Source organism: Variovorax sp. J31P207 (assembly GCF_030316965.1).
GTDB classification, from domain to species: Bacteria; Pseudomonadota; Gammaproteobacteria; order Burkholderiales; family Burkholderiaceae_C; genus Variovorax; species Variovorax ginsengisoli_B.
In genome coordinates, this window is record NZ_JASZYN010000013.1 from 99,797 (window position 1) to 118,016 (window position 18,220).

An 18,220-nucleotide genomic window follows, 5' to 3' on the forward strand; every position below is an offset into this window, starting at 1 on the left:
AGGACTCAGGCACGCTTGCCGAAGAGGCCGGCCACCCAGCCCTTGAGCAGCTGCCAGAAGATCGCGAGCGCATTGATCTCGCTGGCCTGGGCCGGGGCGGCCACGGAGGCTGACGCGGGGGCCGCCGCGGCGGGCTCGACCGGGTTTGCATCGACTGCGGCCTGCGCGGCCTGTGGCACCGGCAGGGCCGCCGCCGCGACGCGGAAGTTGTCGACGAACTGGCCGAGCAGCATGTCCGACACCTGCACCATCAGCCGGCCGCCGAACTGGGCGAACTTGCCGTTGACGATGACTTCGGCATGGCCCACCAGCACCGCGCTGCCGGCGGTCTCCCCGTCTTCGATCGTGGCCTTCAGGTTCATCGATGCCGACGAGCCGCCGCGGTCCGAGCCCTTGCCCAGCAGCTGCAGCGTGCGGCTCGGCGGGTCGAGCGCCAGCACCTCGATCTCGCCCGCGAAGGCGGCATTGGCCGGACCGACCTTGACCTTGACCGTGCCCTTGTAGTGGGTGTCATCGACCTTCTCGGTGATGGCCGCGCCCGGCATGCAGCCGGCCGTGGCCGGCACGTCGGCCAGCAAGGTCCAGGCGCGCCCGGCATCGACGTCGAGCGGATAGCGTTTGTCGAGTTTGACTTCCATCGTGTCTCTCAGAGCGCAAGGCCGCTTTGCTTCAATTGCTGCCACACGCGGTAAGCGCTGTGCGGCATCACCATGTGCCTGACACCGAGGTGCGCGAAGGCATCGACCACCGCCGAGGTGAAGGTCGGGATCGAGCCGACGTGCGGCGACTCGGCCACGCCCTTGGCGCCCAGCGGATGGTGCGGCGACGGCGTCACCGTGTGGTCGGTCTCCCACTTCGGCGTCTCGACCGCGGTCGGCAGGAAATAGTCCATCAGCGTGTTGCCCAGCAGGTTGCCCTGGGCGTCGAAGGGCATCTGCTGGCCCATCGCGACCGCATAGCCCTCGGTGAGCCCGCCATGGATCTGGCCTTCGATGATCATCGGATTGATGCGCGTTCCGCAGTCGTCCAGCGCATAGAAGCGCCGCACCTTGGTCTCGCCGGTTCCTCGGTCGATATCGACCACGCACAGGTAGATCCCGAAAGGGAAGGTGAAGTTCGGCGGATCGTAGTAGTGCACCGCTTCCAGCCCCGGTTCGAGCCCCGGCGGCGCCTGGTGGTAGGCGGCCCAGGCGATGTCCTTCATCGACTTGAAGCGGGCGTCGTCGCCCTTCACCTTGAAGCGGTCGATCTCCCAGTCGAGGTCGTTCTCGCCGACCTCCAGCAGGTGGGCCGCGATCTTGCGCGCCTTGGCATGGATCTTCCGCGCCGCCAGTGCGATCGCGGCGCCGGCCACCGGCGTCGAGCGCGAGCCGTAGGTGCCGAGGCCGTAGGGCGCGGTGCTGGTGTCGCCTTCTTCGACCTGGATCACTTCCGACGGGATGCCCAGCTCGGTCGCGATGATCTGCGCATAGGTGGTCTGGTGACCCTGCCCCTGCGTGATCGTGCCCATGCGCGCGATCGCGCTGCCGGTCGGGTGGACCCGGATCTCGCAGCTGTCGAACATGCCGACACCGAGGATGTCGCACATCTTGCTGGGCCCGGCGCCGACCACCTCGGTGAAGGCGACCAGCCCGATGCCCATCAACGTCGGGCAGTTCGGGTCGGCCCGCTTGGCGGCCTGCTCGGCACGCAGGCCCTTGTAGTCGCAGGCGGCCAGCACCTTGTCGAGCGCGCCCTGGTAGTCGCCCGAGTCGTACTCGAAGCCGAAGGCCGAGGTGTAGGGGAACTGCTCCTTGCGGATGAAGTTCTTGGCCCGGATCTCGGCCTTGTCCATGCCCAGCTGCTGGGCCAGGATGTCGACCATGCGCTCGATCACGTAGACCGCCTCGGTGACCCGGAACGAGCAGCGGTAGGCCACGCCGCCGGGCGCCTTGTTGGTGTAGACGCCCTTGACGCTGCACCACGCGGCCGGGATGTCGTAGGAACCCGAGCAGATGTGGAACATGCCGGCCGGGTACTTGGTCGGGTCGGCGCAGGCGTCGAAGGCGCCATGGTCGGCGACCACGTTGACCCGCAGGCCGAGAATCCTGCCGTCTTGCGTGGCGGCGAGCTCGCCGTCCATGTGGTAGTCGCGGGCGAAGGCGGTGCTCGAGATGTTCTCGATCCGGTCCTCGATCCACTTCACCGGCTTGCCCAGCACGATGCTGGCGACGATCGCGCAGACATAGCCCGGATAGACGCCGACCTTGTTGCCGAATCCGCCGCCGATGTCCGGCGAGACGATCCGTACCTTCGACTCCGGGATGCCCGACAGCAGTGACACCACGGTGCGCACCACGTGCGGCGCCTGCGAGGTCATCCAGGTCGTGAGCTCGCCGCGCACCGGGTCGAACGAGGCCACGCAGCCGCAGGTCTCCAGCGGGCACGGATGCACGCGCGGATAGAAGATGCGCTCGGCCACCTTCACCGGCGCGGCGTCGAAGGCCGCATCGGCGGCCGCCTTGTCGCCCGCCTCCCAGGTGAAGATGTGGTTCGGGTGGTCGCGCTTGCCGTGCGCGCCCTCGGTCTTGCCCGCGAGGTCTTCGCGCAGCACCGGCGCATCGGGCGCCAGCGCGGCGTAGGGATCGAGCACCACCGGCAGCTCGTCGTACTCGACGATCACGGCCTCGACGCCGTCGGCGGCCGCGTAGCGGTCCTCGGCGATCACGACCGCGACCTCCTGCATCTGGAAGTGCACCTTCTCGTCGGCCAGCACCGCCTGCACGTCGCCGGCCAGGGTCGGCATCCAGTGCAGCTTGAGCGGCTTCAGGTCGTCGGCGGTCAGCACCGCGATCACGCCCGGCACCTTGAGCGCCTCGCTCTTGTCGATCTTCCTGATGCGCGCATGCGCCACCGGCGAGCGCACGATGTCCATGTGCAGCATGCCGGGCATCTGGATGTCGTCGACGTAGTGGCCCTTGCCCTGGATGAAGCGGGCGTCTTCCTTGCGCAGGCGGCTGTCGCCCAGGCCCTGCAGCGCCGCGGCGCGTTCGAGCAGGTCGGGGTTGATCGGGGCGTTCATGCGGCCACCTTCTCGGTCTGCTGCAGCGTGGCCGCCGCATGCAGCACCGCCTTAACGATGTTCTGGTAGCCGGTGCAGCGGCACAGGTTGCCGCCGATGCCGGCCCGCACTTCCTCTTCGGTCGGGTTCGGGGTCTCCTGCAGGAAGCGGTAGCTGCGCATCAGCATCCCGGGCGTGCAGAAGCCGCACTGGAGCCCGTGCTCCTTGTAGAAGCCCTCCTGTACCGCGTGCAGCAGCGGCCCCTTGGCCAGCCCCTCGACCGTCAGCACCTCCGAACCGTCGCACTGGACCGCCAGGTGGGTGCAGCTCTTGACCGACTGGCCGTCGAGGTCGACCGTGCAGGCACCGCAATGGCTGGTCTCGCAGCCGATGTGGGTGCCGGTCAGGTGGCAGTCCTCGCGCAGGAAATGAACCAGCAGCGTGCGCGGCTCGACCGCCTTCTCCACGCGCTGTCCGTTGATGCTGAGACGGATGATCTGCTTGCCCATGGGGTCTGCTCCTTCTTGGTTCTCATTGGCAGCGCGACAGCGCCAGGCGCAGCGCGCGCTGCACCATCTGGCCGGCCATCGCGATCTTGTAGTCACGGTCGCCGCGCAGGTCTTCGGCCGGGTCGCAGATGGCCATCGCCCGGGTGGCGGCATCGGCGATCGCGGCGTCGGTCGGCGGCTTGCCGAGCAAGGCGGTTTCGGCGTCGGCGGCACGCAAGGCGGTCGGCGCCAGGTTGGTCAGCGCGATGCGCACGTGACTCACGTTGCCGCCGTCCACCCGCAGCACCACCGCGGCCGCGGCGGTGGCCCAGTCGCCGGTCTTGCGCTTGAGCTTCTGGTAGGCGTAGCCGGTGCCGGGCGCGAAGGCCGGCATGCGGATCGCGGTCAGCACCTCGTCCTCGGCCATGGCGGTCATGTAGGTGCCCTGGAAGAAGCCGTCGGCCCGGACCTGGCGCGTGCCGTTGGGGCCTTCGAGCACGAACTCCGCGTCCAGGGCGATCGACAGCGCCGGGTGGTCGTTGCCCGGGTCGCCGTGCGCGATGTCGCCGCCGATGGTGCCGCGGTTGCGCACCTGCGGGTCGGCGATCTGCTTCGCGGCCTCGGGCAGCAGCGGCAGCTTCTGCTGCAGCAGCGCCGAACGGATGAGCTCGTTCTCGACCGTCATCGCGCCGATCACGATCGTCGCGCCCTCCTCGCGGATGCCGCGCAGGCTGTCGATGCGGTTCAGGTCGATCAGGTGCGCCGGCTGGGCGAAGCGCAGCTTCATCATCGGCAGCAGGCTGTGGCCGCCGGCCAGCAGCTTGGCGTCGCCGCCGTACTGCCCGAGCAGCGCGATCGCGTCGCCCACGGAACGGGGCGCGTGGTAGTCGAATCCGGATGGGATCATCGTTCTTGTCTCCAGTCATAGGGGCACCAGCCGAACATAAGTCGAGCCGATCCGCCAGTCCGGCCGGTCGCACGAACGCAGCCTTGGCGTGCACGAAGCGCGGCGCCGCGTGCATGAACGGCGGGGGCCGGAACGCCGCCCCGGGTTATCCCCGACCCCGTCGGCAAGCTCAGAATGGGGCTCCACACACTGGGGAAAGCACATGACTGAACGCAAGGTGGCCATCGTGACCGGCTCCGCGACCGGGGTCGGCGCGGCGACGGCGCTCGGGCTGGCCCGCCGGGGCTACGACCTGCTGATCAACTATTCGCGCAGCGAAAGCGAAGCCACGGCTTCCGCCGCCGCCTGCCGCGAAGTCGGCGCCGACACGCTGCTGGTGCGCGCCGACGTGGCCGACGATGCCGCCTGCCGCGCGATGGTCGACGCCGCGATGGCGCGCTGGCAGCGCATCGATGCGCTGGTCAACAACGCGGGCGTGACCTCGTTCGCCGGCGCGTCCAACTGGGACGCGCTCGACACGCCGACCTTCCACCGGATCTTCGACGTCAACGTGATCGGCATGTTCCAGATGGTCCGCGCCTGCGTGGCCCACCTGAAGGCAGCGAACGGGGCGATCGTCAACGTGTCGTCGACCGCCGGCTCGCTGGGCATCGGCTCGTCGGTGGCCTACATCGCGTCCAAGGGCGCGATCAATTCGCTCACGCTGCACCTGGCGCGCTCGCTGGCGCCGGCGGTGCGCGTGAACGCGGTCTGCCCCGGCATGATCACGACCCGCTGGTTCGCCGATGGCCTGGGCGAGGCCAACTTCCAGAAGCTCAAGGCCCAGTACGAACAGACGACGCCGCTGGCGCGCGCCTGCACCGCCGAAGACGTGGCGGAGGCGATCGTCTGGCTGGTCGACGGGGCCCGCACGGTCACGGGTGAACTGATCCTGCTCGATTCGGGAATGCACCTGGGGCGCACGCCGAGCGTCGCGGCGGCAAAGCCCTGAGTCAGGGCGCTTCGCCCGGCACCCGGTAGTGGTAGCGATAGCGATCTTCGAAGCCCAGCGCGGCGTACAGGCGGCGCGCCGCCTGGTTCTGCTCCCGCACCTGCAGGTACGCGGATGTCGCGCCCGCTTCGCGGCCCCAGTGCATCAGCGCCTGCGTCAGGGCACGACCATGGCCGCGACTGCGCCGGCCCGGGCTCACCACGATGTCGTAGAGACCCACCGCGCCGCGCTCCAGCACGGCGAGCCCGAAGCCGATCGCTTGGCCCTCGTCGTGGAGCGTGGCGAAGGCGGCCGGCCAGGCGATGGCGCGCACCATGCCATGGTGCAGTTGGTCGTGCGGCGGCGCCACGCCGTTGGCCGCGGCGATGCCTTCCAGCCAGGCCGATGACGGCACGGTGTCGATGCGCACGCCAGGCTGCGGGGCCGCGCCGGCCAGCGACGCGCAGGCGACCTGGCTCGGGTCGAAGAGGACATAACCCGCCTGCGCGAGTTCCCGGTCCGCCTCGGGCGGCGCCAGCGGCGAAAGGCGGAACACGGCCGGCAGGCCGTGCCGCCCGTAGAAGGCCTCGGCGGCGCGGCGCACCCCTTCGAAAGAGGCACCGGGCTGTGCGGCATTGACCGAGTTGGCCCGCTTCGTATAGCCGCCCGACAGCCGAAACAGCCAGCCGTCGAAGAAGACGGTCTGGCGCGCCGGCCAGGCATTGAAGCTGCGCTCTTCAAGGGCGCGGACGAGTGTCATCTAGATCCTGAGCGGGTCGGCCTCGCCGATGCCCAACTGCTCGAGCAGCCGCGACACGCTGGTGCGCGCCACCGGCAACGGCGTGGTCTCGCCACGCAGCTTGAGGCTGACCTTGCCTTCGTCGCGCAGGATCTGCTCGGCGAAGTCGAGGTTCGCAAGGTAGCTGCGATGGATCCGCAGGAAGGACGCACCGTCGAGCCGCTCCGCCAGGTCGCTGATGTTGAGGTTGCAGAAGCTGGAGCCCTGCGCCGTGCTGACCCAGGTGTAGTGGCCCTCGGAGCGGATGTAGGTCACGGTCTCGACGTCGACCAGCACGATCCGGTTCTGCGACACGGTCGGGATCTTGTGCAGCTGCCGCTTGACCGGCGCCGGCTTCTCGGCCAGCAGGCTGGCCGCGGTCAGCGGCTGCACCGGCGCCTCGCCGCTCACCAGTTCGGTGATGTCGTAGAAGATCAGCGTGTAGCCGGTGGTGTCGCCGCGCAAGTCGGACAGCTTGGTCACCTTGATCAGCAGCACCCGTTCGGGGATGTTGATGATCATCGTCATGGGCGGCGGGTTGCTGACCGGGCATTCGGCCTGGTCGAGCAGGAACTTGACCTTGGCCACCGAACGCTCCGGGTGGAACGACAGCACCATCTTCTCGAACGGTTCCTTGTCCTCGACCGGCAGCACGCGCCGGGCCAGGCTGTTCATGGCGACGACCCGCAGCTCGCGGTCGAGCTCGACCACGCCGGGGTCGAATCGTTCCAACAGGTAGAGCGGGCTGCGCACGGGCATCGAGGTCTCCAGCGGCGTGTGATCCGCCTTGGCGCGATTGAAGCACGAGCCCCGCTGGCCGTCGACCGGGGGTTGCCCCGTGCTCAGGCCAGCCGGTCGCCGATGCGCCGGGCGGCGTCCTTGACGAGGTGCGCCAGCCGGTCGGTGTCGACGATGGCCAGCCGGGCGGTGTCGAGCACCAGCGAGATCGCACCCCAGACGCCGCCCTCGGACTTCTCGATCGGCGCCGCCAGCGCCGCCAGCTGAGGTTCGAGTTCGCCCACGGAGAGATAGTGCCCGGCCTTGCGGATCGCCGCGTAGTAGCGCCTGAAATCGCTCCACTCCGAGGGCAGCCCGCAGCGGACGATTTCCGCATGCCGGGCATCGAAGAGCTTGTGCAGGGGCGCCGGCGCGAAGCTGGCGACGATGACCTTGGGCGCCGCGCCCTGGAACAGCGGCCGCGGCCGGCCGCGGCCGTAGGCCAGCGCGGCGGGCGTGCTGCCGGCTTCCCGGTGGGTGTCGAGCAGCTGGGTGCCGAACAGGCCCGAGCTGACACAGTCGAAGCCGGTCTGCTGGACCAGTTCGCGCATCACCGGAATGCCTTCGCGCAGCACGGGGTCGGCCTTGCGGATGTAGTGGTCGAGCAGGATGATGCGCGGCCCGAGGGTGTAGTGGGAGTTCTCGACCCGCTGCAGCAGGCCGGCTTCGACCAGCATCCGCACATAGCGGTAGCCGGTCGGCAGCGACACCTCCAACTCGGTCGCGATGTCCTCCGCGGTCCGCGTCAGGCGGTTGTCGTCGAACAGGTCGAGCACATCGAGCATGCGTCCCAGGCTGGATGTTGATTTTTCCGCCACCGGAGTCCTTCGTTCATTCATTCGTTGGTTCATGGCGCGACCGCCAGGGGCGCGCGCGGCTCCGACGATATATCGATCCGGCCCGGCCGATCCGCCGGTCCCCGAAGAAATTTACTATTCTTATTATCGTATTTTGACAATCAACGTATTTTATGTACCATCGTGACGTGGTGCAGACGCGCCGCTATCACAAGGAGACATTGGATGACCGATTTGAAGACCTGGAGCCGCCGCCTGCTCGCTGGCACGGCTGCCGTCGCCGCGCTCGCGGCCCACGCGCAGGACTACCCCACCAAGCCGGTGCGGATCATCGCGCCCTTCCCGGCCGGCAGCGGGCCCGACGCCAATGCGCGCGAGATCGCGGCCGAGCTGACGAAGATCCTGGGTCAGTCCTTCTTCGTCGAGAACCGCCCCGGGGCCTCGAACATCATCGGCACCGAAGTCGCCGCCAAGGCGCCCGCGGACGGCTATTCGCTCTACATCGGCACCACCAGTTCGCTGTCGGTCGTGCCGCATCTCTATGCCAAGCTGCCCTTCAACGCCGAGAAGGACTTCGCGCCGGTGAGCCTGCTGGGCGTGCTCAACACCGGCCTCATCGCCAACCCGAACCTGCCGGCCAAGGACGCCCGCGCGCTCATCGCCGAGCTCAAGGCCAGGCCCGATTCCGTGACCGTCGCGACCGCCGGCATCGGCAGCTACTCGCACCTGTCGGGCGTGTGGTTCAACAACGCCGCGGGTGTCAAGACCAACCTGGTGCCCTACAACAGCAACAGCCCCTACACCGACCTGATGGGAGGCCAGGTGCAGGCCATGTTCGACGGCCTGCCGGCGGCGGCCAGCAACATCCGCGCCGGCAAGCTCAAGCTGCTGGCCATCACCGGCAAGCAGCGCCACCCGAGCTTCCCGGACGTGCCGACCTTCGCCGAGGCCGGCCTGCCCGACTACGCGCCGATCGCCTGGCAGGGCATCCTGGCACCGGCCGGCACGCCGAAGCCGATCCTCGACAAGCTCAGCGCCGCCATGCAGAAGGCCTGCCAGTCGCCGGAGCTGGCGAAGCGATGGACCGAGTACGGCGGCGCGCTGCGCTGCAACACGCCGGCCGAGTTCACCGCCTTCATCGAGGCCGACCGCGCGATGTGGGGCAAGGTGATCCGCGAGGCCAACATCAAGCTGGATTGAGCGCCGGGGCGCGCCAAGCATGCGCGCATGCAACGCGAGCACGCCCTAGTGATCGAAGTGAAACCCCACCGTCGCCCGCTCGCCCGCGCGCCTGGAGGTCACGCGGTCGGCGAAGCGCCGCAAGAGGAAGCCGGCCAGCCGGCGCTCGCCATGGTCGGACTCGATGATCTCCTCGATCGAGGGCCGCTGTTCCGGCAGTTCGAGCTGCTCGCCGACATAGGACACCCTCAGCTCCAGGTTGAACTCGTCGAACGATGCCTCGACGTGCAGCGGCCCCGAGGCGACGCCGCTCCCCGCCAGGGTCTCGATCGATTGCACGAGATTGAACTTGGCCCGCTCGATCACGTCGGCGCGCGCGCCCCAGGCCGCGCCCTGGCCGTCGAGGAACTCCTCCAGCGCCTCGGGGTCGATCGCTTCGGGCGCGACGCTCATCGAGACGCTGCGCCGCAGCCCGATGCGGAACAACAGATTGAGGCCGAGCCCCACCAGCGTGCCGAACACCAGCGAATTGCCGAAGGATGGCCGCAGCGCCGGCGGCAGCACCACCAGCAGGCCCGGGAAGATCTCCACCGCCAGGCCGAACACGATCGCCAGCCCGATCACCAGCGTCTTGCGCGCGTCGAGCAGGCGCGAGGTCATGATGACCAGGCCGTTGGTGACGATGAAGGTCGACGAGAACACCAGCGCCGCGCCGAGCACCGACCGCGGCACGAGGTTGAAGAGCATGCCCAGCTTCGGCACGAAGGCGAAGACCAGCAGGATGGCGGCCACCGACCAGCCGACGCGCCGGCTGGCCACGCCGGTGGCCGTCGCCAGGCCGACCGCGCTGCTCGATGAATTGATGCCCGGCGCGCCGATCGCACCGGCGACGACCGAGCCGAGCCCGTCGGCCAGCACGCCGCGGCTGATGGAGCGCATGTCGGCGCGCACCCAGCCCACCTGATTGGCCTTCTGCGAGGTCGTCACATTGCCGATCACCTTCAGCACCGCGGCGACCGCGCCGATCAGGAACGGCAACAGCAGGCCGGCATCGAAGGACCAGCCCACGTGGCCCAGCAGGGGTGCCGCGAACGCGGGCGCCGCGGACAGGCGGGCGACTTCCTCGGCATCGAAACGCCCCAGCAGCCAGCCGGCCGCGCAGCCCGCCACCAGCCCGATCAGCACGCTGAAGACCCGCAGCGCGCCCCGGCCCCACACGTTCAGCGCCACCATCAGGCCGAGCGTGCCCAGGCCCAGCAGCAAGTCGACTTCGGCCGGCTGAGCGACCGATGCGCCCCCACCGAGCGCGGTGCGCAGGCCGACCACGCCCACCGAGATGCCGGTCAGCAGCACCACCAGGCCGGTGATCTCGGGCGTGAAGATCGGACGCAGGCGCGGCAGCACGCGCGCCAGCGCGACCTCGAACAGGCCGGCCAGCATGGTCATGCCGAAGACCGCAGCGAGGTTGCCGCTGCGCGCCGCCACCAGCGAAGGCACGATGTAGACCACGCTGGAGGTCGGTTGGCACAGGAAGCCCGAGCCGATCGGCCCGATCGTGATGACCTGCAGCAAGGTCGCGACGGCCAGCGCGATCAAGGTGGCGCTGACCAGCGAGGCCGCGACCTCGGCCGAGGCGCCGGCTGCCTGCGCGATCAACACCGGGTAGACCAGGTAGATCGACATCAGCCCTACATGCTGCAGTCCGCTGAGGATGTTGATGCCCAGCGGCGGCGTCTCCTCGACGCCGTAGATGAGCCCGGCAGGCTTGTGCGACATCGGCTTCCAGTCCTGGTGGCTCGATGTGTCCGTCAAGCCGATGGTTGAGACGCGCGGCCGGCGGCATGGGTTTGCCAGGGGCCGCGCGCATCATAGGCTTTGGCGGTGGCGCGGTTGGGTCTGCGCTCGGGGGATGGACCGATCAAGGGTTTCCACGAAAACGAAAGCGTTCAGGCCGTGACTTATTGCATTGGGTGCACTGGGCGAATCTGTATCTAATTGTGTTTCGCGATTTCAAAGGAGCCTTTCGTGCGTATTGCCGCCAGTCTCGCCATCACCCTGACCCTGCTCACCGGTTGCGCAACGCATGCGCCCACCAAGGAGTTCTCGACCGTGAACCTTGTCAACGGCATGCTCGTCAACGACAAGGGGTTCACGCTCTACACGTTCGACAAGGACGCACCGAACAGTGGCCGCTCGACCTGCTATGGCAACTGTGCGGTGACGTGGCCACCGGTCTTGGCCGCCGAAGGCACCAAGCCGAGCGGCGGTCTGTCGGTGATCACCCGCGACGACGGCGCCAAGCAGTGGGCATTCAAGGGTCAACCGCTCTACACCTGGCCCGAGGACCAGGAGCCCGGTGACGTCTACGGCGACGACTACGACAAGGTCTGGCACGTCATCAAGACGAGCCAGCTCTGATCACATGCGCAACCCTCCGCCCTTTCGCATGCCAGGCATGCGCGGTTCATTCGTCGCATTTGCCAGCGCGCTTCTTTGCACGCTCTGTGCGGCGACCCCTCTGCAGGTTGGCGTCCTCGACAAGGATGGACAGCCCGTCGTCGATGCAGTGGTCGTCGTGATCACCGCTTCGAAGGCCGCGCCATCTCGGCCACTGCCCAAGGAAGTGACGATCAGCCAGGAAAAGATGCGCTTCGTTCCAGCCGTGAGTCTGGTGGCCCCCGGGGCGAAGGCGCACTTCGTCAACAACGACCCGTGGGACCACCACGTGCGCGCTTCCGCCGCCGGTGTCGCACAGTTCGACGCCGGTCCCGGAGGCAGCTTCGAACTGATGATCTCGGGCAAGCCCGAAGGCAAACCAGGCAAGACCGCCGACGCCATCTTCGACAAGCCTGGTGCCGTGCTGCTCGGCTGCCACTTGCACAGCTCGATGCGCGGGCATGTCTACGTGAGCGATTCACCCTGGGCGGCGCTCACGGGCCCGGACGGCCTCGCCATGCTCGATGTTCCGGACGGTTCCGCGTCGATCAAGGTGTGGCACGCGGACCAGCTGATCGACATCGCGCCGCTGCAGGTCATGCTGGGTGACGGGCCCGCGAAGGCCACGCTCCAGCTCAACGTGGTTCCACGGCGCAAGCGGATCTGAGAGCTGGACGATGACCGAGCCCGGCGACGCACTCAGAGCTCCAGCACCAGCCTCCCCCCGCGCGCCCGCGAGCAGCAGGCCATCATGCGCGACTGCGCCTCGCGTTCGGCACGGGTCAGCACCAGGTCGCGATGGTCGACCTCGCCGCCGAGCACGCGCACTTCGCAGGTGCCGCACAGGCCCTCCTCGCAGTCGCTGGGGATGTCGACGTTGGCGGCCCGCAGGGCGCCGAGCACGGTCTGGTCGGCCCGGACGTTCACCGTGATGCCCGAATCCTTGAGCTCGACCTCGAACGCGTGCTCGCGCGCCGGGTCGAGCGTGCCCATGCTCGATTCGAAATGCTCGACGCGCAGCGCGTCCTCGAGCCACCCGGCGCAGCAGGCCTCGAGCGCGTCGAGCATGCGCTGCGGGCCGCAGGCATAGACCAGGGTCCCGGGCGCCGGCGGCGCCAGCAAAGCGTCGAAATCGCAGCGCCCGCCTTCGTCGCCGACATGCAGATGGAGCCGCTCGCCGTGCAGGGCAGCCAGCTCGTCGACGAACGCCATGGTGCCGCGCCGGCGCCCGCTGTAGTGCAGCGCGTAGTCGAGCCCGAGCGCGCGGGCCCGGCGCGCCATGGCGCTCACCGGCGTGATGCCGATGCCGCCGGCGATCAGGATCAGCCGGCGCGCCGATTCGTCGAGCCGGAAGTGGTTGCGCGGCCCGCGGATGCGCAGCCGGTCGCCGGCCTGCAGCTGACCGTGGATCCAGGCCGAACCGCCACGACCTTCGGCCTCGCGCAGCACCGCGACCTCCAGCGCCTGCGTGTCGTCCGGGTCGCCGCACAGCGAGTACTGGCGCGACAGCGCGGGGTCGCCGCATTCGACATCGATGTGCGCACCGGGCGTCCAGCGCGGCAGTGCCTTGCCGTCGGGTGCGACCAGGCGCAGCCTGACGATGCCTTCGGCCACCGGCGTCACGCTGTGGACGATCACCGTGCGGGCCCCGGCGTGGCGCGACGGCTCGCCGATGCGCACCGGCGTCTGCGCTTCCAGCAATGCCGGGCGGGCTCGCTCCGGGTTGAGCGAAGGATCCCACTCGACCCACAAGTGCTCCGGCCCCCGGAAAGAGGTGTTCGGCACATAGCTGAAGTCCTGCTCGGCGAGCCGCAGGTGCGGCAGCCGGCGCGTGAACTCCTCGAGGAAGATCTGCATCTCCATGCGTGCCAGGTTCTTGCCCATGCACTGGTGCGAGCCGTAGCCGAAGGTGAGATGTTCGCTGGCGTTGTCGCGCCGGATGTCGAACAGGTCGGCATCGGCGAACTGCTGCGGGTCGTGATTGGCCGACGAGGTCACGATCAACAGCTTCGAGCCCGCCGGCAGCCGCGTGCCGCCAACCTCGACCTCCTTCGTGACCAGCCGCCGCCAGGCCGCCACCGAGCCGTTGTGGCGCAGGCATTCCTCGACCGCATTGGGGATCAGGCTCGGGTCCTCGCAGATCTCGCGCCAGGTGTCGGGGTGCTGCAGCAGCAGCTTCATGGCATTGGCCGTGGCGTTGGCGGTGGTCTCGTGCGCCGCCACGATGCCGGCCATCATCATCGAATGCAGGTACGAGTCGGTCACAACCTCGGGATGGTCGACCTGCTTGCGGATGCCGTAGCGCATCCAGCCCGGGCCCGACGGGTCCTGGCGCATCTTGTCGAGCACCTGGCCGGCGAACTGCCAAAAGTTGCCGACCGCATGCGCCACCGCCACCTGCTCTTCCGGCTTCGGCCGGCCCCAGGTGTTGACGGTGTGGGCGATCGAGTACTTGCGCAGCGTGTCCATGTCCTCCTCGGGCACGCCGAGGAAGTGCAGCGCCACTGTCAGCGGGACCTCCCAGAGCATCTGGTCGACCAGGTCGGCGCGGCCGTCGTCGATGAAGCGGTCGACGTATTCGCGTGCCAGCCGGCGCACCAGCGGCTCGTGGTGGCGCAGTTCGTCGGGCGTGAACGGCTCCATCAGCAGCCGCCGGCGCGGCATGTGGGCCGGCTCGTCCTCGTTGACCAGCGTGCGGTTCAGCGCGAAGCCGTAGGAGGCCAGCACCGCGTTGGCCTCTTCACCGGTCGGCGTGATCTTCTCGAGCGCGATCGAGGGGCTGAAGGTGATGTTGTCGCGAAAGATCGCCTTGATGTCCTCGTAACGCGTGACCACCCAGTAGCCCAGGCGCGGGCTCCAGAAGATCGGCTCCTGCTCGCGCGCCCAGCGCAGCGACTCGGGCGGATCCTGCTGGTAGGCGTCCTCGAACGGATCGAAATCGGCGGCGCGCTGGCTGACCGGGCAGCCGGTCGGCGTGGTGTGCGTCGACAGCGGCGGCGATGCGAAGGGGCAGCCGGTCGCGGGCCCGGCGGAGGGCGGGGTGTTCATCGGGCGGGTCCTCAGTCCAGCGTGATCTTGAGGTCGCGGATCAGCTTCTGCCAGCGCGCCGTCTCGCTCTGCAGCAGCGCGGCGAACTGGGCCGGCGTGTTGCCGACCGGCTCGACGCCGAAATCGACCATCCGCTGGTGGACCGCCGGATCGTGGATGGCGGCCACCACCTGCTTGTTGAGCGTGCCGATCACCTCTGGCGAGGTCGCCGCCGGCACCACCATGCCGACCAGCGCGGCCGCCTCGACATTCTTGAAGCCCAGTTCGGCGAAGGTCGGCACGTCGGGCAGTTGCGGCAGCCGGGTCGGGTTGGCCACTGCCAGCGGCCTGACCTTCCCGCCCTTGATGAAGCCGGCACCCGCCGCCAGGTCGACCATCATCGCCGGCACCTGTCCGCCGACCACGTCGGCCAAAGCGGGCGCGGCCCCCCGGTACGGCACATGGACCATGAACAGGCCGGCTTCGACCTTGAGCAGTTCCATCGCCAGGTGGTGCGGACTGCCGGCACCCGCCGACGCGAAATTGGTGCCGCCGGGCTTGGCCTTGGCCTTGGCGATGAAGTCCCGGGCGCTGGTCGCGTCGCTGGCCGGACCGACCACCAGAATCATCGGGAAGCGTCCCATCAGCGTCACCGGCGCGAGGTCCTTGGCGGGGCTGTAGGAGAGGCTCTTGTACAGCGCCGGGTTGAAGACCATGGTGCCGTTGTCGGCCGACAGCACGGTATAGCCGTCGGCCGCGGCGCGCGCTGCTTCGGCCGCCGCGAGGGCCGTGTTGCCACCGGGCTTGTTGTCGACCAGCACCGGCTGGCCGACCTGGGTCGACAGCCGTTGGCCGATCGTGCGGGCCAGGAAGTCCGAACCGCCCCCGGCCGCATACGGCACCAGCCAGCGGATCGGCTTGGTCGGGAAGGCCTGCTGGGCGATCGACGGGGTCGCCACCAGCGACAGCGCGGCCAGGGCCACGGCGAGGAAATGCTTCATGCGGGGATCTCCAAAATATTGCGTAATTGTTATACGCTATGCGTAATCATCGACTTCGGGTTTTCCCAGGCCGACCGCGATGGTTACGATCGTCCCGCCATGAAACCAAGCCCAGCCCCGTCCCTGCCTTCCGCCGAAGCGGCCTTGCCGCGCCTGCCCGACCGCCGCCAGAGCGTGCAGTCGGCGCAGACCGGGATGGTGGTGCTCAAGGGGTTGGCCAACATCGGCGGCGATGCCAGCCTGACCGCGCTGGCGGCCCATGTCGGCGAAAGCCCGGCCAAGGTGCACCGCTACCTGGTGAGCCTGATGCAGGAGGGCCTGGTCGACCAGGATCCGGCGACCCAGCGCTACTTCCTCGGGCCCGAGCTGATCCGGATCGGCCTGGCCGCGATGCGCCAGGCCGAACCGATCCGGCATGCGGAACCGGCGCTGATCCGGCTGCGCGAGAGCCTCGAGGTCACCTGCTTCGTCGCCGTCATGGGCAATCGGGGGCCGACCATCATGCGGATCGAGGAACCGGGCCTGCCGGTCACCGTGAACGTGCGCGCCGGCTCGGTGATGTCGATGCTGTGGTCCGCCACCGGGCGCGTCTTCCTGGGCCTGCTCGACGAAGCCAGCGTGCGCCAGATGGCCGAGGGCGAACTGGCCGCCGCCACCGACGACATGCGCGCGCTGCTGCCTTCGCCCGACCCGATCGGCACGCTGCAGCGAGAAGTCCGGGCCGCGGGCTGCGCCAGCGTGCGCGATACCTACCTGCGCGGCATCAGCGCGGTGGCCGCGCCGGTGTTCGACTTCACCGGCCGCGTCTGCGCGGTGATCACTGCGCTGGGCGCCAGCGGCGGCTTCGATCCCTCGGTCGACGGCAGGATCGCCATCGCCGTGTGCCGCGAGGCGCATGCCACGAGCCTCCAGCTGGGCTGCGTCGGGCCGCCGCCCGCGGCCGGATGACGCAGAATCGGTCGCCCTTCGCCAACCCCGGAAGAACTCCCTCCATGCCCCGTCCCGTCCTAGACGAAGCCCACATCCATCCCGCCATCCGCACCCGGCTGGCCGAAAGCCGGCAGGCCATCGTGCGCGAGGTCATGGCTGCGATCGCTGCCAGCGACATCGTGGTGGTCGGCATGGCAATGAACCCGTTCCCGCGCAAGGCGCGCAAGCTCCTCGAAGACGCGAAGCTGCCGCACCGCTATCTCGAGTACGGCAGCTACCTGAGCCGATGGCGCGATCGCAACGCGCTCAAGATGTGGACCGGCTGGCCGACCTTCCCGATGATCTTCGTCAAGGGCGTGCTGATCGGCGGCGCAAACGACTTGCAGCAGCTGATCGGCAGCGGCGAGCTGAAGGCGATGCTCGCGTAGCGACCCGCAGCACTGCCGCCCTAGTCGGGCTCCATCACCACATCCACTCGGCCGGCCTGGACTTCCTTCCTGAGGACGTCGTGGTCGCGCTCGCTCTGGTCGGCGTAGGCGACAGCGACCTTGGCGATGGCTTTGTCGAAGACGTCGCTCTTGCCCAGATAGCCGCTGATCGCCGCAGGTTCGCCCGATCGCGCATGGGCACGCGCCAGTGTCCATCCGGTCAGCATGGCGTAGTCGTTCATCTGGCTGGGCGTGAACACCTCCACCATCGGGCCGAGCTTCATGTCCCGCAACTGGCGCATATAGAGAAATGGCGGCCGCCCCTGCCCAGGGTCCAGCCAAGAAAGATGTCGCTGGCGGACTGGATCATCCGGTATCCGTTCACGACCCGCTGGCCATGGTTGGCGTGCCGGCTCTTGCCGGCATAGGGCTCCAGCACGGACGCGCGTGCCTCCTTCACCTGCAGGAACAGCGGATCCCGCTCGCCGGCCATCAGCAGCAGGACGGCGCAATAGGTGCCGACGCTGCCGACGCCCACGACCTTGACCGCGATGTCCTTGGGTTCGTAGCGGTCCAGCAGCGAGCGCCGGTCCTCCTGCAAGGATTCCCGATAGCCGACGAACGCCTCCTTGACGCGCTCGCCCAGCTCTTCCCGTCCCTTGCCGTGCAAGTGGTAGATCAGTGGCGGGTGGTCCTGGATCCGCGGCTGTTCTCCGGCCATCATGGCGAGCTTTGGAAAATCGTGTTCGAGCACCGTGCGCTCCTGCGCCGCGGCGACCCGCTTCTGGACGCGCTTTCGTGCTTCCTCGTCCGTCAGGCTGTCCAGCACCTTCTTGACGTCGATGCTCGAGTACCAGACCTGGAGGACCGGCATCCTGCTGTACTCCGCCATGCGTTCGCGATAGGAACGCACGCATGCGAGCACGGCGTCGCGTGCGGCATCCGCGCTGAAGCCGTTGTTGCGACAGGCCAGGACGAAGCTCGCCGCCAGCCGCTTGACGTCCCACTCCCAGGGCGCCGGCAAGGTCTCGTCCATGTCGTTGATGTCGAAGACCACCCGCCGCTCCGGCGTGGCGAAACCGCCGAAGTTCATCAGGTGGCAGTCGCCGCAGGCCTGCACCCGGAGTCCGGTGGTCGGCGTCACCGCCAGGTCGGCCGCCATGTTGAGCGCGGCGCCGCGGTAGAAGGTGAACGACGTTCGCACCATGCGGCCGAAGCGAATCGGAATGAGCTCCGCCATGCGTCGCTTGTTCGAATGCTCCAGCAGGTGCATCGGATCCGGCCGGTCGGACAACGGCTTCCAGTCGGCGTGCGACTCGCGGGGGCATGTGTCGCGCAGGCCCTTTCCCATGGCGCGCAGATCGGCCTGCGCCGACCCCGCCCGCACGTCGTCCGCGTCGGATCGCGTGTCCATCGATGGGGCTGTCTTGTTCGAAGTCTTCAGCATGTGAGCTCCTTCATC

At 68.6% G+C, this 18,220-nt stretch carries 18 protein-coding genes; 6 read left to right on the top strand and 12 right to left on the bottom strand.

The window, feature by feature from the left end; genetic code table 11:
* Positions 1–5 precede the first annotated feature (5 nt).
* From QTI68_RS31875 to QTI68_RS31890, 4 genes are read right to left on the bottom strand one after another with little or no spacing between them, the layout of a single operon-like run.
* Positions 6–638: an SRPBCC family protein gene (locus QTI68_RS31875; protein WP_286527346.1), complete on the bottom strand. Its 633-nt coding sequence runs from the start codon at positions 636–638 to the stop codon at positions 6–8.
* Positions 639–646: 8 nt separating this feature from the next.
* Positions 647–3,061 carry an aerobic carbon-monoxide dehydrogenase large subunit gene (locus QTI68_RS31880; protein WP_286527348.1) on the bottom strand — a complete coding sequence of 805 codons (2,415 nt, stop codon included), beginning with the start codon at positions 3,059–3,061 and terminating at the stop codon, positions 647–649.
* Positions 3,058–3,549 (bottom strand): (2Fe-2S)-binding protein, encoded by a 492-nt coding sequence (locus QTI68_RS31885; protein ID WP_286527350.1) that lies wholly within the window; start codon positions 3,547–3,549, stop codon positions 3,058–3,060. The genes QTI68_RS31880 and QTI68_RS31885 overlap by 4 nt, the downstream gene beginning before the upstream one ends.
* A 22-nt stretch (positions 3,550–3,571) precedes the next feature.
* The gene (locus QTI68_RS31890) at positions 3,572–4,435 is read right to left on the bottom strand and encodes an FAD binding domain-containing protein (protein WP_286527353.1); all 864 of its coding nucleotides are present in this window, start codon (positions 4,433–4,435) and stop codon (positions 3,572–3,574) included.
* Positions 4,436–4,637: 202 nt separating this feature from the next.
* Here QTI68_RS31890 and QTI68_RS31895 point away from each other — a divergent pair, with 202 nt between their 5' ends.
* A complete protein-coding gene (locus QTI68_RS31895) occupies positions 4,638–5,426 on the top strand; it encodes an SDR family NAD(P)-dependent oxidoreductase (protein ID WP_286527355.1) in 789 nt (262 codons plus the stop codon).
* A 1-nt stretch (position 5,427) separates the two neighbouring features.
* Here QTI68_RS31895 and QTI68_RS31900 read toward each other — a convergent pair whose 3' ends face one another.
* The 3 genes from QTI68_RS31900 to QTI68_RS31910 form a co-directional block, all read right to left on the bottom strand.
* Positions 5,428–6,165 carry a GNAT family N-acetyltransferase gene (locus QTI68_RS31900; RefSeq protein ID WP_286527357.1) on the bottom strand — a complete coding sequence of 246 codons (738 nt, stop codon included), beginning with the start codon at positions 6,163–6,165 and terminating at the stop codon, positions 5,428–5,430.
* Complete coding sequence (locus tag QTI68_RS31905) at positions 6,166–6,942, bottom strand: PAS domain-containing transcriptional regulator (protein ID WP_286527359.1); 777 nt, start codon at positions 6,940–6,942, stop codon at positions 6,166–6,168.
* 83 nt (positions 6,943–7,025) lie between these two features.
* On the bottom strand, positions 7,026–7,799 hold the full coding sequence (locus QTI68_RS31910; protein ID WP_286527360.1) for an IclR family transcriptional regulator: 774 nt from the start codon (positions 7,797–7,799) through the stop codon (positions 7,026–7,028).
* Positions 7,800–7,982: 183 nt separating this feature from the next.
* Here QTI68_RS31910 and QTI68_RS31915 point away from each other — a divergent pair, with 183 nt between their 5' ends.
* Positions 7,983–8,957 (top strand): Bug family tripartite tricarboxylate transporter substrate binding protein, encoded by a 975-nt coding sequence (locus tag QTI68_RS31915; protein WP_286527363.1) that lies wholly within the window; start codon positions 7,983–7,985, stop codon positions 8,955–8,957.
* A gap of 45 nt (positions 8,958–9,002) precedes the next feature.
* Here QTI68_RS31915 and QTI68_RS31920 read toward each other — a convergent pair whose 3' ends face one another.
* Positions 9,003–10,712, bottom strand: coding sequence for a uracil-xanthine permease family protein (locus QTI68_RS31920; RefSeq protein WP_286527364.1), 1,710 nt, complete (start codon positions 10,710–10,712; stop codon positions 9,003–9,005).
* Between the two features lie 249 nt (positions 10,713–10,961).
* On the opposite strand from QTI68_RS31920, the gene QTI68_RS31925 reads away from it, so the two are divergent.
* Positions 10,962–11,354, top strand: a complete 393-nt coding sequence (locus QTI68_RS31925) for a COG4315 family predicted lipoprotein (protein WP_286527367.1) — start codon at positions 10,962–10,964, stop codon at positions 11,352–11,354.
* A gap of 37 nt (positions 11,355–11,391) precedes the next feature.
* Positions 11,392–12,039 (top strand): cupredoxin domain-containing protein, encoded by a 648-nt coding sequence (locus QTI68_RS31930; RefSeq protein ID WP_286527370.1) that lies wholly within the window; start codon positions 11,392–11,394, stop codon positions 12,037–12,039.
* 32 nt (positions 12,040–12,071) lie between these two features.
* On the opposite strand, the gene QTI68_RS31935 is transcribed toward QTI68_RS31930, so the two are convergent.
* Positions 12,072–14,420 (bottom strand): cytochrome P450/oxidoreductase, encoded by a 2,349-nt coding sequence (locus tag QTI68_RS31935; protein WP_286527373.1) that lies wholly within the window; start codon positions 14,418–14,420, stop codon positions 12,072–12,074.
* An 11-nt stretch (positions 14,421–14,431) separates the two neighbouring features.
* A complete protein-coding gene (locus tag QTI68_RS31940; RefSeq protein WP_286527375.1) occupies positions 14,432–15,400 on the bottom strand; it encodes a Bug family tripartite tricarboxylate transporter substrate binding protein in 969 nt (322 codons plus the stop codon).
* 99 nt (positions 15,401–15,499) lie between these two features.
* On the opposite strand from QTI68_RS31940, the gene QTI68_RS31945 reads away from it, so the two are divergent.
* Positions 15,500–16,348 (top strand): IclR family transcriptional regulator, encoded by an 849-nt coding sequence (locus QTI68_RS31945; RefSeq protein ID WP_286527378.1) that lies wholly within the window; start codon positions 15,500–15,502, stop codon positions 16,346–16,348.
* Between the two features lie 44 nt (positions 16,349–16,392).
* Positions 16,393–16,758 carry a glutaredoxin domain-containing protein gene (locus tag QTI68_RS31950; RefSeq protein WP_286527381.1) on the top strand — a complete coding sequence of 122 codons (366 nt, stop codon included), beginning with the start codon at positions 16,393–16,395 and terminating at the stop codon, positions 16,756–16,758.
* A gap of 20 nt (positions 16,759–16,778) precedes the next feature.
* On the opposite strand, the gene QTI68_RS31955 is transcribed toward QTI68_RS31950, so the two are convergent.
* Together QTI68_RS31955 and QTI68_RS31960 are read right to left on the bottom strand one after the other, a co-directional pair.
* The gene (locus QTI68_RS31955; protein ID WP_286527384.1) at positions 16,779–17,042 is read right to left on the bottom strand and encodes a DUF2252 family protein; all 264 of its coding nucleotides are present in this window, start codon (positions 17,040–17,042) and stop codon (positions 16,779–16,781) included.
* Positions 17,039–18,205, bottom strand: a complete 1,167-nt coding sequence (locus QTI68_RS31960; RefSeq protein ID WP_286527388.1) for a DUF2252 domain-containing protein — start codon at positions 18,203–18,205, stop codon at positions 17,039–17,041. Before QTI68_RS31960 ends, QTI68_RS31955 begins: the two co-directional genes overlap by 4 nt.
* Positions 18,206–18,220 lie beyond the last annotated feature (15 nt).

Coding starts and splice junctions, on each gene's coding strand:
- QTI68_RS31875 (WP_286527346.1), bottom strand. CDS start 638: ATGGAAGTCAAACTCGACAAACGCTATCCGCTCGACGTCGATGCCGGG.
- QTI68_RS31905 (WP_286527359.1), bottom strand. CDS start 6,942: ATGCCCGTGCGCAGCCCGCTCTACCTGTTGGAACGATTCGACCCCGGC.
- QTI68_RS31885 (WP_286527350.1), bottom strand. CDS start 3,549: ATGGGCAAGCAGATCATCCGTCTCAGCATCAACGGACAGCGCGTGGAG.
- QTI68_RS31950 (WP_286527381.1), top strand. CDS start 16,393: ATGCCCCGTCCCGTCCTAGACGAAGCCCACATCCATCCCGCCATCCGC.
- QTI68_RS31900 (WP_286527357.1), bottom strand. CDS start 6,165: ATGACACTCGTCCGCGCCCTTGAAGAGCGCAGCTTCAATGCCTGGCCG.
- QTI68_RS31915 (WP_286527363.1), top strand. CDS start 7,983: ATGACCGATTTGAAGACCTGGAGCCGCCGCCTGCTCGCTGGCACGGCT.
- QTI68_RS31955 (WP_286527384.1), bottom strand. CDS start 17,042: ATGAAGCTCGGCCCGATGGTGGAGGTGTTCACGCCCAGCCAGATGAAC.
- QTI68_RS31945 (WP_286527378.1), top strand. CDS start 15,500: ATGAAACCAAGCCCAGCCCCGTCCCTGCCTTCCGCCGAAGCGGCCTTG.
- QTI68_RS31960 (WP_286527388.1), bottom strand. CDS start 18,205: ATGCTGAAGACTTCGAACAAGACAGCCCCATCGATGGACACGCGATCC.
- QTI68_RS31930 (WP_286527370.1), top strand. CDS start 11,392: ATGCGCGGTTCATTCGTCGCATTTGCCAGCGCGCTTCTTTGCACGCTC.
- QTI68_RS31890 (WP_286527353.1), bottom strand. CDS start 4,435: ATGATCCCATCCGGATTCGACTACCACGCGCCCCGTTCCGTGGGCGAC.
- QTI68_RS31940 (WP_286527375.1), bottom strand. CDS start 15,400: ATGAAGCATTTCCTCGCCGTGGCCCTGGCCGCGCTGTCGCTGGTGGCG.
- QTI68_RS31935 (WP_286527373.1), bottom strand. CDS start 14,420: ATGAACACCCCGCCCTCCGCCGGGCCCGCGACCGGCTGCCCCTTCGCA.
- QTI68_RS31880 (WP_286527348.1), bottom strand. CDS start 3,061: ATGAACGCCCCGATCAACCCCGACCTGCTCGAACGCGCCGCGGCGCTG.
- QTI68_RS31910 (WP_286527360.1), bottom strand. CDS start 7,799: ATGAATGAACGAAGGACTCCGGTGGCGGAAAAATCAACATCCAGCCTG.
- QTI68_RS31895 (WP_286527355.1), top strand. CDS start 4,638: ATGACTGAACGCAAGGTGGCCATCGTGACCGGCTCCGCGACCGGGGTC.
- QTI68_RS31920 (WP_286527364.1), bottom strand. CDS start 10,712: ATGTCGCACAAGCCTGCCGGGCTCATCTACGGCGTCGAGGAGACGCCG.